General features: G+C 70.6%; 10 protein-coding genes. 4 read left to right on the plus strand and 6 right to left on the minus strand.

Going from position 1 to position 14,264, the window contains the following annotated elements:
- The first annotated feature begins 136 nt into the window (after positions 1-136).
- Together uvrB and BSZ36_RS12895 are read left to right on the plus strand one after the other, a co-directional pair.
- Positions 137-2,212: an excinuclease ABC subunit UvrB gene (gene uvrB, locus BSZ36_RS12890; RefSeq protein ID WP_094549605.1), complete on the plus strand. Its 2,076-nt coding sequence runs from the start codon at positions 137-139 to the stop codon at positions 2,210-2,212.
- A gap of 113 nt (positions 2,213-2,325) precedes the next feature.
- Positions 2,326-3,297, plus strand: a complete 972-nt coding sequence (locus tag BSZ36_RS12895; protein WP_094549608.1) for an SDR family oxidoreductase — start codon at positions 2,326-2,328, stop codon at positions 3,295-3,297.
- Between the two features lie 16 nt (positions 3,298-3,313).
- Here the strand turns inward: BSZ36_RS12895 and BSZ36_RS12900 are convergent, their stop codons facing one another.
- From BSZ36_RS12900 to BSZ36_RS12915, 4 genes are read right to left on the minus strand one after another with little or no spacing between them, the layout of a single operon-like run.
- Entirely contained in the window at positions 3,314-5,962 is a 2,649-nt protein-coding gene (locus BSZ36_RS12900; protein WP_094549610.1) for a TonB-dependent receptor, read from the minus strand.
- A complete protein-coding gene (locus tag BSZ36_RS12905) occupies positions 5,959-6,927 on the minus strand; it encodes a FecR domain-containing protein (protein ID WP_179271184.1) in 969 nt (322 codons plus the stop codon). The genes BSZ36_RS12900 and BSZ36_RS12905 overlap by 4 nt, the downstream gene beginning before the upstream one ends.
- 50 nt (positions 6,928-6,977) lie before the next feature.
- Complete coding sequence (locus BSZ36_RS12910) at positions 6,978-7,868, minus strand: hypothetical protein (protein WP_094549614.1); 891 nt, start codon at positions 7,866-7,868, stop codon at positions 6,978-6,980.
- A gap of 46 nt (positions 7,869-7,914) precedes the next feature.
- Positions 7,915-8,595: an RNA polymerase sigma factor gene (locus BSZ36_RS12915; RefSeq protein WP_094549616.1), complete on the minus strand. Its 681-nt coding sequence runs from the start codon at positions 8,593-8,595 to the stop codon at positions 7,915-7,917.
- Between the two features lie 131 nt (positions 8,596-8,726).
- Between BSZ36_RS12915 and BSZ36_RS12920 the strand changes: the two genes are divergently transcribed.
- Both BSZ36_RS12920 and BSZ36_RS12925 read left to right on the plus strand, forming a co-directional pair.
- Complete coding sequence (locus BSZ36_RS12920) at positions 8,727-9,098, plus strand: hypothetical protein (protein ID WP_094549618.1); 372 nt, start codon at positions 8,727-8,729, stop codon at positions 9,096-9,098.
- 32 nt (positions 9,099-9,130) lie between these two features.
- The gene (locus BSZ36_RS12925; protein WP_094549620.1) at positions 9,131-9,565 is read left to right on the plus strand and encodes a hypothetical protein; all 435 of its coding nucleotides are present in this window, start codon (positions 9,131-9,133) and stop codon (positions 9,563-9,565) included.
- A gap of 35 nt (positions 9,566-9,600) precedes the next feature.
- Here BSZ36_RS12925 and BSZ36_RS12930 read toward each other — a convergent pair whose 3' ends face one another.
- Positions 9,601-10,602, minus strand: a complete 1,002-nt coding sequence (locus BSZ36_RS12930) for an endonuclease/exonuclease/phosphatase family protein (protein WP_094549622.1) — start codon at positions 10,600-10,602, stop codon at positions 9,601-9,603.
- A gap of 197 nt (positions 10,603-10,799) precedes the next feature.
- Positions 10,800-14,120, minus strand: a complete 3,321-nt coding sequence (locus BSZ36_RS12935; RefSeq protein WP_094549624.1) for a S41 family peptidase — start codon at positions 14,118-14,120, stop codon at positions 10,800-10,802.
- Between the last annotated feature and the right edge of the window lie 144 nt (positions 14,121-14,264).

The following is a 14,264-nucleotide window of genomic DNA, read 5'->3' on the forward strand; positions in this document are numbered from 1 at the left end:
GGTCCGCCGGCAACAGGGCCGCCTCTGGCGCGAACCCCACGCCAGAGGCGGGGTACACACGGCCGCACCCCGCTGACGCACCGTTGTCAGCACGGAGTGCTACGCTTCCCGGCTGCCCAACTGCGACCCCGACGACATGGCGACGATTGCCCGCATCGACTCTCCTTTCAAGCTGGACACCCCGTTCCGGCCCACCGGCGACCAGCCGCGCGCCATCGCGGAGATGACCGAGGGGCTGTTCCGAGGCGACCAGTACCAGACGCTTCTGGGGGCCACAGGTACCGGCAAGACGTTCTCGCTCGCCAACGTCATCCAGAAGACGGGCAAGCCGACGCTCGTCTTCTCGCACAACAAGACCCTCGCGGCGCAGCTCTTCGCTGAGTTCCGGACGTTCTTCCCGAACAACGCCACGGAGTTCTTTATCTCCTACTACGACTACTACCAGCCCGAGGCCTACATCGTCTCCTCGGACACGTACATCGAGAAGGACATGGCGATCAACGAGGAGATCGACCGGCTGCGGCTTCGCGCCACGTCGGCCCTCGTGAGTGGCCGGCGCGATATCGTGATCGTGGCCAGCGTGAGCTGCATCTATGGGCTCGGCAACCCGGAGGAGTACAAGGCCCGCGTGATCCAAGTCAAGCCCGGCGAGACCGTGGACCGCGACGAGCTTCTGCTCAAGCTGGTCAACGTCTTCTACACCCGCAACGACATCGACTTCGCGCCCGGCACGTTCCGCGTCCGCGGCGACCAAGTGGAAGTCTTCCCGGCCTACTTCGAGGACCAAGCTTACCGCATCACGTTCTGGGGCGACGAGGTCGAAAAGGTCTCGCGCATCGACCCGGTGACCGGGAAAGAGATCGCGAGCGAGGGCGACCTCCTGACGATCTACCCCGCCAAGCACTTCGTGACGCCGCAGGACCAACTCGACCGCGCGCTTGCCGGCATCGAAGAGGAGCTCCGCTGGCGCCTCGCGATCCTCCGCAACGAGGGCAAGCTGGTGGAGGCGCAACGCCTGGAGCAGCGGACGCTGTTCGACCTGGAGATGATCAAAGAGATCGGCTACTGCTCCGGCATCGAGAACTACTCGCGCCACATGGACGGCCGCGAGCCCGGTACTCGCCCCTCCACGCTGCTGGATTACTTCCAGATGAGCTACGGCGACGACTGGCTTCTGGCGGTGGACGAGAGCCACGTCAGCATTCCGCAGGTGCGCGGGATGTACAACGGCGACCGTGCGCGCAAACTCAGCCTGGTAGAGCACGGCTTCCGTCTGCCAAGCGCGATGGACAATCGCCCGCTCACCTATGAGGAGTTCGAGCGCTTCCACCATCAGGTCCTCTTCGTCAGCGCCACGCCCGCCGACTACGAGCTCGAGAAGTCCGACGGCGTCGTCGTGGAGCAGATCATTCGCCCGACAGGCATCCTCGACCCCGAAGTGGAGGTCCGCCCCGTCGAAGGCCAGATCGACGACTTGCTCGGCGAGATCCGCCTGCGCGTCAAGGCCGGCGGGCGCGTGCTCGTCACCACGCTCACCAAGCGCATGGCCGAGGACCTCACCGACTACCTCGACTCCTTCGGCGTGCGCGTGCGGTACCTCCACTCCGACATCGACGCGCTGGAACGCGTCGACATCCTGCGCGACCTGCGCCTGGGCGCGTTCGACGTGCTCGTCGGCATTAACCTCTTGCGCGAAGGCCTCGACCTCCCCGAGGTCAACCTCGTCGCCATCCTCGACGCCGACAAAGAGGGCTTCTTGCGCTCCGAGCGCTCGCTGATCCAGACCGCGGGCCGCGCCGCGCGCAACGCGGACAGCGTGGTCATCCTCTACGCCGACCGCATCACGGACTCCATGGCACGCATGATGGAGGAGACGAACCGCCGCCGCGAGATCCAAGCCGAGTACAACCGCGAGCATGGCATCACGCCGACGACGGTCACCAAGTCCATCGACGAGATCCGCAAGGGCACGCTCGTGGCGGACCACAAGCCGGAGCCCGAGGAGAACCCGACGCCGACGTACTACTCCGGCCCAAGCCAGCTCCCCAAGGTGGCCGACCCCGTGGTGAAGTACCTCACCGACGACCAGAAGCTGGACCTCGTGGCGCAGCTCACCCGCGAGATGGACGCGGCCTCGATGAACCTGGAGTTCGAGAAGGCCGCCGAACTCCGCGACAGCATCGCCCAGATCGAAGCCACGCTCGCCGCCTGAGCCTCTGGCGAGACAGGGTGACAGGGACGAGACCCGCCGCGGCCTCTGGCGCCAGAGGCCGCGTGCAGGGCCATCGCGCGTAGACTCCCGCTGCGTCTCTTCCACCCTTCGCGATGACGATCCTCTTTCTAGGCGGCACCGGCACAATCTCGTCGGCCTGCTCCGCCCTCGCCGTTGAGCGCGGCCACGACCTCACGCTCGTCACCCGCGGGGGCGCCGACGCCCGCGCGCCAGAGGCCGCCGAGATCCTCCACGCCGACGCGCGCGACCCCAAAGCCCTCGCCGAGGCGCTGGGCGACCGGACGTTCGATGCCGTCGTGGACTGGGTGGCGTTCGCACCCGAGCACGTGGAGGACGACGTGCGCCTGTTCCGCGGACGGACCGGCCAGTACGTGTTCATCTCCTCCGCCTCGGCGTACCAGACGCCGCCGCAGTCGCTTCCCGTCACGGAGCAGACACCGCTGGACAACCCGTTCTGGGCGTACTCGCAGGCCAAGATCGAGTGCGAGAAACGCGTTTGGGTTGCGCGCGACGCTGGGATGCCAGTCACCATCGTGCGGCCGTCCCACACGTACGCGCCGTGGCGCCCTCCCGTCTACGGCCGCTACACCGTCATCGACCGGTTGCGGCGCGGGGCGCCCGTCTTGGTGCACGGCGATGGGCTCTCGCTGTGGACGCTCACGCACCACCGGGATTTCGCCAGAGGCTTTGTCGGCCTGCTGGGCAACGAGAACGCACTCGGCCGCGCGGTCCACATCACGTCGGACGAGATCCTGACGTGGGACGCCATCGTCGGCGCGCTGGCGGAAGCCTCTGGCGTCGAAGCACGAATCGTCCACGTGCCGTCGGATCAGATCGCGAAGGCGGACGGCGAGTGGGGCCAGAGCCTGCTCGGCGACAAGGCGCACACGCGCGTGTTCGACAACAGCCTGATCAAAGCTCTCGTCCCGGACTTCGACGCTCCCACCTCCTGGGCCGCTGGCGCTCGCGAGATGACCGCGTGGTTCGACGCCGACCCGGCGCGGCGCACGGTCGATGCCGAGGTCAACGCCACCATCGACCGCCTCGTGGCGCCGTACCTCTAGCCTCTGGCGCCAGAGGCTAGAACCGCAGCGCGAGGTCGAGCGTGGGGAGCACGCCCACGTCGTAAATGTCCAGCGGGACGGCAAGCAGGCGCGGCTCGTCGGTAGGCCGGCCCAGGCGGACCACGTTGGTGGCCTCTCGCGTGAACGCGTTGTCGCGGTCGAGCACGTTGCGGACGGCGAGCGAGAGCGTGGCGACGGCGCGGCCAATGCGCTGCTCGGCGGTGACCCGGAGGTCCACGCGCGAGAGCCCCGGCAGCCTCTCCTCTTCCCCGGCCTCTGGCGCCAGGGGGTTGGGCGCGCCAGAGGCGAGCGTCCATGATGCCGCCACGCGAACGCCGGGAAGAACGGGCCCATCTGCCAGGATCGCGAATTGAACCGGGCGGTCCCACTCAGCGGGGAATGCCTCCCCCCCTTCGAGCTCCGGGTGCTGGAACGTGGCCCGCGCAAGCGCGCCAGAGGCCCCAAGGCTCCACGCACCGACAGGCACGCGGACCAGCGTTTCCACGCCTCTGGCGCCAGAGGCCACGCCTGTCAGCCAGGGGCGCTGCAACACGGTCCCGCGCGCGAGGCCGCGGACCGAGCGGTCCTCGGTGTGGAGCCACAGCCCGCGCGTGCGCTTGGCGTAGGCCGTGAGCTGCACCGAGACGCCTCTGGCAGAGAGGTCTGCGGAGACCTCCGCGAGGTCGGCTTCGGTCACGGTCTGCTCCGAGTCGGTAAGCACCCAGGCGGCGGCTCCGGCGACGTTCGCGAGCGTGAGGCGGTGGGCGAACTGCGTGCTCCGGCCCAGCGACGCAGACAGCGCGAAGCCCGGCGCGGCGTCTACGCGAGCCCGGACGCGAGGACTCAGGCGAAGCGCCGAGCCTTCGGAGTACATGTGCGCGCGGAGCCCGGCGTCGAGGTGGAGCGCGCGCGTGGCAGTGCCCTCCCAGGCGGCGTGGACATCCAAGCGCGTCGCCGTCTGGTCCGTGACGAAGGCAGCGCGGCGCGCGGCGGTCTCCTCGTACCTCTGGCGATAGAGGTGCAGGCTGTATCCGCCAGAGGCCACGCCGCCGCCAAGCGCGGCCTCCACGCGTTGCTCGGCGATGGCTTCCTGAAAGTGATTGTCGTAGCCCAGCGTGTCCACCAACACGAGGCTCCCTAGGCCGGGCTGGGAGCGAAACGCGAAGTCGTCCTGCGCGAAGCGCGCGCTGTAGGTGCTCGCGCCGACGCGCGAGGTCAGCATCCACCGCGCGGAGAGGATGCGCTGATCCGTCAGGCTCGCGGCGCTGCTGCCCCACCGGTTTCGCGCGGCAACGGGCCGCTCCACACGCCGAATCCGATCGTCGTCATCGCGCTCCAGGTAGAGCCGCGCGCCCGCCACCTCCGTTTCGTCGCCTCCTGTGTAAGCCGTCAGCGCGGTCCGGCCGCCAGAGGCCCGCTGGTCCGCCGCGCCGAGATGGAGGTCCCAGTAGGACGCGCGCGTGCTGCTCACGTCCACCAGCCGCGAGAGCGCGTCGGCGGTCCCGCTCGGGAGGTCGCTCGTGCGCGTCGCGACCCCGAGGCCCTGCTCCACGAGTGCGTCGGCGGTCCCGGGCGAAGCGCCCAGCGCGGACGTGCGGCCGCCCACCAAGAGCGTGGTCCGGCCCGGGCGGACCGGGACCGAGGCCGAGCCTCTGGCGGCGAGGCTGGAGACGCCGAGCGTCGCCAGAGGCCGCGTGGGGGCGCCGGTCGCGGTGACGTAGTCCAACGCGCCGCCGGGCGCGACGGCGACCTGCGCGGGCGCCACGCCGAGGTGCAGCGCGACGGCGCGGAGCGCGTCCGCGTTGAAGGCGTCGACGAGGCCGAAGAGGTGGCGAGGGTTGTACACCGGCACGCCGTCCAGCCGCACCTCGAAGGCGTCGGACGGACTCCCGCGCACGATGAGTCCGTCCGAGAACGCCGCTGCGGGCGCGACCGAGGGGAGCACTTCCAGCGCGCGGAGCCCGCCGCCTTCGCCCAGCGCGTCGTACCGCCCGGGTTGGATGCGCGCGGCCCAGGCCGTGTCCAGCGGGGCGGTAAACGCCCGCGCATCCACCACGACGGTCGGGACGCCACCCGCCTCTGGCGCCAGCCGGAACGTGATAGCGGAGCCTCTCGGCGTGGCCGTCTGGGCGCCGTAGCCCACGAACGAGGCCGTGAGCGCCGTCGCGCCAGAGGCCATCTCACCGCGGAGCGTGAGCACGAAGCCGCCCCGGTCATCGGCCACGACGCCGCGGCGCCCGCCGTCCCACACCACCGTCGCGAAGGGCAGGCCCTCGCCGGTCTCGCTGTCCAAGACACGTCCGCGCACGACTCGCTCGGCCGTCTCGCGGGGTGCCGGCGCGGCCTCTGGCGCCAGAGGCGTCCGTTTCGGCGCCGGGACGAGAAGGATGCGGCGCCTCTGGCGGTCGGCGTCCACGCCGATGCCGAGCGGGGCGAGCGCGCGCGAGAGGGCGTCCGGCAGGCCATCGGTATCGGTGCTCAGGCTGACGCGCTTGCCCGCGACGAGGGCATCCGAGTAGAGAAAGCGCCACGTCGTCTCGCGCTCCACGCGCTCGATCACGTCGCGCAGCGGCTCGTTTTGCGCGCGCAGCGCCTGGGCCTGCACGGCGCCAGAGGCCAGGACGAGCCCCGCCAGAACGACGAGGCGCCAGAGACCGTCGCTCACGGTCGGGCAAAGCGGTAGGCGCCGCCCTCACGCTGGAACGTGCCGCCGAGGATGCGGCCGAGTTGCTCCAGCGCCTGGGGCGCCGAATCCAGCGCGATCACGCCCGAGACGGTCTCGCGCCCCACGCCCGGCGGGAGGCGGACGACGACCGCGAAGTGGTGCTCGATCTCGCTCGCGACGCGTTGGACGCTCTCGCGCGAGAAGACGGCCTCCCCGCGCTGCCAGTCCAGGAACGTCTCGGCCTCTGGCGACCGGAGGCGTTCGGCGCTGGCCCCCAGCAAAACCCCGCCCTCGCCCGCGTTCAGGACGAGTGCATTGGACCGGCTCGAGACCTCGACGCGCCCTTCTTCCACGTATACGTGCGTCTCGCCGCCCCACGTGCTGACGTTGAACCGAGTGCCGAGCACGCGCACGTCGCCAGCGGCGGTCTCGATGGTAAACGGGCGGCTGGGATCGCTCTCGACGTCGAAAAACGCCTCGCCCGTGAGCGCGTACGTCCGCTCGTCGCCCTGCCGCACCAGCTGGCTCTGCGGGCGTAGCGCGACCGTGGATCCGTCCGGCCCGGTCCACGTCTCGATCTCGCCAGAGGCGGATGCGACGACGGCTGGCGTGCTTCTCTCAACCCATTGCAGCGCTGCCCACGACCCCACGCCCAACACGAGAAGCGCCGCCGCCACGGCTCCCACCCATCGCGGGACACGTGTCGGCACGCCTCGTGCAGGGGCCCGGTCCGGCGCCCTCGCGGGCCGGGAGACGCCGGCCTCTGGCGCGAGCCCCGTTTGCGCCGCGATGGCCTCCCATATCCGCGCCGACGCCTCTGGCGCCACGTCGGGCGCCAGAGGCTGGAGGGAATCGAGCGCCGCGTGGAGCGGGTCCGCTGCGTCGGGAGCCTGCCTGGCGTCGAGGCGCCGGGCGAGGTCCAGGTCGCGAGGGGACAGGCCGCGGGGGTCGGGAGCGTCAGGCACGTGAGGGAGAGAACCGCGCCCGGGCCTCTGGCGGCCCGGGCGCGAGGGGATTAGGTGCGGCTCGTGGCGCCGTCGCCGAGCGAGATCCGGTAGGCGCCGCGCAGGCCGAGAATGCGCAAGAGGCCGCGCTCCGTTCCGTCGAGCGTGATGGTGCCTTCCACCTCGCGCTCAACCGTCCGGTCTCCGCGTACCACCTCCATGGTGAGCGTGTAGCTCAGCTCGCCAGAGGCCGCGTAGCCCGTGCCGTCGGCGGCAGGGACGAGCTCGATGCCTGTGCCGGTAAGCGTGATGTCGAACTCGCGGGAGCCGTCGCCGCGTGGGCCCGTGCGGGTGCTGGTGCCGCTGCGCTGCTGCTCCACGCTGAAGACCGCGGGCGAGGCGGCGTCGCCCAGGCCCGTGAGCGACCAGTCGCTGGACTGCTCGAACGTGGAGGCGGCGGAGAACTCGCCGCGGCTCATGGAGACGGAGCCCTCGCGCTCGCCGTCGAAGCCGACCGAGGCGACGCTCTCCCAGTTGGCGTCGGGACGCGCGACGAAGCCGCCGCTGGCGTCGCGGAACTGGTAGAGAAGCGTAGCGGCGTAGCTGCGCTCACCGACGGGGTTGGACTGCGAGCACGCGTAGGTCACGGTGTGCGTGCCGGTCCCGGCGTCGTAGGAGACGGACTGATCGCCGCCGCGGCAGGCGACCGCGCGGCGGTTGCCGCGCACGGAGCGTGGGCCTTCGCTCAGGCCGTTCGGAGAAACGGAGGCGGTGAGGTCGGAGGCAGAGGCGAGCAGGCCGCCGGTGTCCTCGGCCAGCGCGTCGGCCACGAGGTACGCGGCTTCGGTCTGCTCGGTCTCGGTGAGGTCCGCCGTGGCGTCGTCGATGGAGGCGTCGCAGGCGGTGAGGGTGAGCGCAAAGGCCAGCGCGAGGGCCAGCGAGCGTGTGGAAGCGTAAAGCATGGGAGTCTGGAAAGATGGGGGACTGACGGGGCGTCCGTCGTGTGGCCTACACGCCAGGCGTGGGGGTCCCCCTATTCGAGCGCGGATTTTTTCCGGGTGTCTCCAGAAACGGCGCGAGCCTCTGGCGGATCGCCGCGAGCGCGGCGGCCATCTGGTGCTCCACGGTTTTAGGGCTCACGCCCATCACCTCCGCCGCCTCGCGGTGCGTGAGCCCGTCGGTAAAGCAGAGCGTGAACGTCTGCCGGCGCCGCTCGGGCAGCGCCGCCACGGCCTCGGCGAGCCTCTGGCGAAGGTCCGCGATCTCGGCCGGGTCGCCAGAGGCGAGAGGGTCGGGCAAGAGATCCTCCGGGCGGCGATCCGCCAGCGGCTCCGTCCGCGCACCATCGCGCAAGGCGTTGAGCCCGCGCGAGAAGCCGATGCGGAAGAGGAGGCCGCGGAGCGAGCGAGCCGGATCGATCTCCGCGCGGTGCTCCCAGATCCACACGTACGCCTGCTGCGCCACGTCCTCGGCCTCTGGCGCGTCCAGCCCGCGGCGGCGCAGCGAGCCGAGAAGGCCGGCGTGCGTGGCGTCAAAGAAGCGGCGGAAGGCCTGACCGTCGCCGTCGCGGATGCGCGCGGCGGTCTCGCCAGAGGCGGCATCGTGGGCCTCTGGCGCGGGGCCGCGGCCCGCGTTCGCCATCAAGACGGCGAACCAGGCGGCGAGAGCGAGGGGAACGGTGGCGGTCACGGCGCGAAGATATCCGAGACGCGCGCAGCGTTTTGAGCCCGCGCTCCGTAGCGGCTGGGCACACGCCTCTGGCGCGATCCCAGCGCCTCCCGTCGCCAGAGGCCCGTCGCCGTTCCTGCCGCCGCCTCCCGATGCTCCGCTTCGCCCCGGTTCTGCTCCTCGCTGCTGCCGCCTGCTCCTATTTCGATGGCTCCGCCTCGCTCCCGATCGGCGCCGACGGGCGGGTGGCGAACCAGACCGCGGAGGCCATCCACGTGTTCGCCGTCGATGCCGAGACGGCCACGCTGATCGACATCGCGCCGGAGTTCGACATCACGGACCAGCGCGTGGTCCCCCCCGGCGAGACGGCGCCGTTCGATATCGACGGCTACGAGCGCGGCGAGGACATCGTGGTGTTCGTGTACCGCGTGACGGACGGGCATGCGACGTACGCCACCACGCTCGCAGCCTCCGCTCGCGGGTTCGAGCAGAACGGCGAGACCGTCACCGTCCGCTCACTCTAGCCTCTGGCGCTAGAGACCACCCTCCGTTCCCGATGATCCGACGCCTCTTCCTCTCTGCGCTGCTCGCCTTCCTGCCTCTGGCGGGATGCTCCTTTACAGATCCGAGCGAGGCCGAACTCGACGCGATGATCGAGGCCGCACGCTCGCCAGAGGCCGAGGGCGTCATCGTCAACCTCACATCGTCCGACATCGTTGTGACTGCGCTTGACGTGTCCTTCGCGGCCACGATCAGCATCGAGTTCGGAGTCGGTCCTGTCGCAGAGGAGACCATCGTGCGCCGTGGTGAAGCGGCGCCGTTGCACATCGAACTTTATCGGCCCGGGGCAGATTCCGGGTTCTACCAGATGCGGGTTCGAGATCGGCGCACCGTCCCGCCCGTCTCCGCGTTTACCGCAGTCGACGCTCGCGAGTTCGAGGCCAACGGCCGCGTCGTCATCCTGCGCGAGTTCAACCGTTCGAACCTGTAGCCTCTGGCGTCGCGCCAGAGGCCCAGCGGTCTGTTTTAGCGGTCCCGCGCGATGAGCGTGAGCACGACCGGGAGGTGATCCGAGAGCCGCTGGGGCGAGGCGATGGGCGCCATCACCTCCGCACTTACGGCCTCTGGCGCCGCGCCCGCACTCACGAGCACGTGATCCAAGCGGCGCTGCGGATCGTCCGACGGGTGCGAGAGCTGCCCGGTCCCTGCCAGAGGGTCTTGGAGCCGCACCGGCCCGAGCGCGCCCTCGGCGTTGAGCAACGCCCCGAAGGAGGCGGTGCCGGGGATCGAGTTGAGGTCGCCCGCGAGGAGCACGTTGGCCTGGGCCGCCCGCGCGCCGTACCGCTGGCCCAGCCACGCGTGGAGCAGCGCCGCACTCGCCGAGCGCCAAGCCTCGTTGCGCTCGCCACCGCCCGCCTTCAGGTGAGCCGCCGCCAGCGTAAAGCTGTAGTCCGGCCGCGCGTACACCTCGACCGCGAACAGCCGGTGGTTGACCATGTCCGTCGCCTCCGGGCGGTTCTCATCGTCGGTGGAGCCTGGGATGGGCGTGACGGCGTCGGCGAACGTCGTGAGCGGGCCGAGCGGGAGGCGGCTGATGACGACCACGTTCTGGTACCAGTCGGCGTCATCCGCCGAGGCGACAAAGCGATAGCCCATCTCCGGGACGAGGCTGTCCACGAGCGAGCGGATCAGCCCCTCGCCCTCCACTTCCTGCAGCGCGATCACGTCGGCGTCCATCGCGCGGAGCGCGTCGGCGAAAAGGCCGTGCCTCTGGCGCAGGGCCGCGGCGTCGGGCGCGTCCTCGCGGGCGTTGCGGATGTACGGGTTGTCGTAGAGGTCGACGAAGTGCTCCAGGTTGAACGTCGCGACGCGGACCGTATCGCCAGTGGGATAGGCGTAGCCGGGGAGCAGCGCCTGCGCCGCGCGCACAGGATCGGCGCCAGAGGCCGGAGCGGGCTGCGCCTCTAGAGGGGCGGTAGAGGAGCAGCCCGCGAGGACGAGGACGAGCGAGAGAACGGCGAGACGCATGAGAGGTCGGAGAGGGGTCTGCAGGGTACCCGGACCGCGGGCGCGCTGCCGTTGTGCGTGTGTAAACCCGGCCTCTGGCGCGAGAGCGATCCGTACGAGGGCGTGTGCGGCATGGGGCGTATGCGATACGCCCCTACGGTGCTGGGTATGGCAGGACGAAGGGGGCGCGGCGGGCTTCCCGCCAGAGGCCGGCGCGCCTACCGTCTGCGGGGCTGGCGCGCGGGCGTGGAGTACGTGGGCGGGACCACCTCTGGCGTGCCTTCCTCCTCCAACAGGCGCAGCGCTTCCTGCACCGCGCGCTCCAGCTGCGGGTCGCCGCCAGAGGCCACCGAGCGGGCGTCCAGGCGCACCTCGATGTCGGGCGCGATGCCCTCGTTCTCGCCGATCCACGCGTTGTTGATCGGGTCGAAAACGGCGTTGTCCGGCGCCGTCAGCGCGCCGCCGTCGACCAGCGCGTAGTGGACCGAGGACTTGACGAGCCCGCCCCACGTCCGCGTGCCGATCAGCGGCCCGGCGTTCTGCTGGCGGAACACCCACGGGAAGAAGTCGCCGCCGGAGCCTGCGAGTTCGTTGATGAGCAGGACTTTCGGCCCGAGGATGCCCGCCGGGAGGCGCAGGTGCGCGCCGCCAGGGGCCTCGTTGGTGACAGCCGCGCGGAGCCGCCGCGTCATGAGGTCCACCATGTAATCGTCCAGGAGCCCGCCGCCGTTGAAGCGCTCGTCGATGACGGCGCCCTGCTTGTCCTGCTGCGCGAAGTAGTAGCGGTTGAACGAGACGAAGCCGGGGCCGCCGGTGTTGGGCACCCAGACGTAGCCCAGCTTGCCGCCGGAGAGTTCGTCCACGCGGCGGCGGTTGTCCTCCACCCACGCCCTCTGGCGGAGCCCGTTCTCGCTGCGGACCGGCGTGACGGTCTCGCGCCACGCGCCCTCCATCGTGGGCTCACTGTTGACGTGCAGGACCGTCTGGACGCCAGAGGTGCCGTCCAAGAAGCGGTACGGGTCGTCCGCCGCCGTTATCTCGCGCCCGTTGACGCCGACGAGGAAGTGGCCCTCTTCGATCTCCAGGCCAGAGCGGTCCAGCGGCGCGTCCAGGCCGGGGTTCCAGCTTTCGGTCGTGTAGATGCGCGCGATGCGCCAGCGGCCTCTGGCGGGCTCCAAGTCGGCGCCGAGGAGCCCCACGCGGGGCTGGTCGGTCTCGGGCATGTCGCCACCGAAGACGAAGCTGTGGCCGACCGAGAGCTCGCCGTTCATCTGGTCCAGCACGTAGTTGAGGTCGGCGCGGTGGCGGATGTGCGGTACGAGCGGCGCGTAGCGCGCGTAGACCTCGTCCCAATCGCGACCGTGCATGTTGTCGTCGTAGAAATAGTCGCGCTGGTAGCGCCACGCCTCGTCGAACATCTGCTTCCACTCGGCCTGGCGGTCGAGCTCGGTCTGGAGCTGCGGCGAGAAGCTCTCGCCCCCGCCCGCCGACGGGCCGCCCGTGCCGACGACCTTCCAGCCGCCCGTGTTGAGCACCATCTTCTGCGCATCGGCGGAGATGGCGACCTGCCGCACCCCGCTGACGAACTCGGTCGCCTCGCGCTCCTTGAGGTCGAACTTGTGCAGCGTGAGGCCTCGGCCCTCGGGCGGGAACGCGCCGATAAAGACCGTGCCCTCCGGACCCGCGAGCGTGAGCGCGTAGCTCGCCTCGGGCATCGGCAGCGCGACCGTCCGGCGGCCGATGCGCTCGATGTCGATCAGGACTTCCATCTCATCCTCTGGCGCCTCGTCTTCGCCGGAGGCGTCATCGTCGGCCTCTGGCGCGTCGTCCTCGGCGGCCTCTTCTTCAGCGTCCTCCTCGGGCTCCGGCTCCTCGTCGCTCTGGGGGAAGAACGGCGTCGGGTCGTCGGCGCGGAGCACGATGACGTAGGCGGCGTACTCGGCGTCGGAGGTGATGGCGCTGGTGTTGGCCCAGCCGGAGCCCAGCGCCAGGTCCGTGCTTGCGAGGAAGTACAGGTGCCGCCCGCTGCGGTCCCACGCGGGGGCGTACGCGTCCGCCAGGGGGTCGGTAAGCGTTAGCGTCTCGCCAGAGGCCGCGCTCCACGCCATGATGCTGCGGAAGTTGTTGGCGCCGCTCTTGGAGTAGGCCAGCCAGTTGGAGTCCGGCGACCACGTGAGGCCCATCTCGCCGCGCTCGATGTTGGTCCCACCCACACCGACGGTGCGGACGTCCCCGCTTTCCACATGGACCATGCGGACGTGCGTCTTGTCGTCCGCGAACGCGATGTGCTCGCCGTCGGGCGACCACGTAGGCTCCCACGCCATCGCGCTCTCGCCGATCTCGATGCGGCGCGGCGTGCCCAGCCCATCCTGCCCGCCGATCATCAGCGCGTACCCTGCGCCGCCTCTGGCGGTGCGGGCGCCAGAGGCCGTGTCGGAGAACCACGCGATCTGCGTGCCGTCCGGCGACCAGATCGGCGCGCGGTCCGCGTCGCCCGAGGAGCGCGTGAGGTTGCGCGCGTCGCCGTTCTCGACCGGAATGGTGAACACGTCGCCTCTGGCGCTCGCGAGCACGCGCTGGCCCGTGGCGGAGAGCGACACGTCCTCGATGTCGTCGCTCACGTCCTCCCAGCGCGTCGCCGCCCACGGCATGTCGCCTCTGGCGGAGATGCGGAGCGTGGTCACGTCGCCAGAGGCGGGGTCGACGGTGTGGAGACGGCCGTCGCGCTCGATGATGAGCGCGTCGGGGCCAGCGCCCATCGTTTTGACATCGGAGCCCGTAAAGCGCGTGACCTGGCGGATCGCGCCAGAGGCAGGCGTGTAGGCCCACACGTTGCTGGTCCAGTCGCGGTCGGAGAGGAAGTAGATCGTGTCGCCCATCCAGACCGGCTGGATATCGGTCGTGCGCTCGGTGTTGGGGATCTCGGACTCGGCCAGGGTCCCCAGGTCGAGGATCGTCAGTGGCGTGTTCTGCCCGCCGCGGTAGGCGCGCCACTCGCTGTCCCACCGCGCCACGCGGTCCACGATCACGCGCTCGCCATCGGGGGCGTAGCTGCCGTCCGTTCCCCACGGCGCGGGGAGAACGGTGGAGGGTCCGCCAGAGGCGGCAACGGTCCACAGCCGGTCGTAGCCGGTTGGCGCGGTTTCGCGTGAGGACGCATAAAGCACGCGCTGCCCGTCGCGGGTCCAGCCTCTGGCGCCAGAGGAGGCGGGGTACCACGTAAGGCGCGTCGGGTCGCCGCCAGAGGCCGGCACGGTATAGACGGCGTCCACGCCCGAGCGGTTGGACGTAAACGCGAGGGTTTGCCCGTCGGGCGAGAAGTGCGGGTCGGCCTCGACGGCGGGCGTGCTCGTCAGCCGCCGCGCATCACCGCCGGCGCGGTCCACGATCCACAGGTCGCCGCCATGTGCGAAGGCCACGTGCGTGGCGCTCATCGTGGGCTGTCGGAGCAGGAGCGTTTCCTGGGCGCTCGCGCCGGAGGCGAGAACCAGGCAGAGGGCGGCCAGCAGGAGAGGCAGACGGAAGGCGAGGCGCGGCATTCGAACCGGGGCAAGTAGAGACCCGAACATACCCGCACGCGCCTAGATGCGCGGCGCCAGAGGCCTCTGGCGAGGCCCGCCTCCACGGAGGGAGTGGGGCGCCACCGCGCGGCAGGCGTATTCTCGGCGCGTGGCCCAGGTCGG

Source organism: Rubricoccus marinus (assembly GCF_002257665.1).
Taxonomy (GTDB): Bacteria; Bacteroidota; Rhodothermia; order Rhodothermales; family Rubricoccaceae; genus Rubricoccus; species Rubricoccus marinus.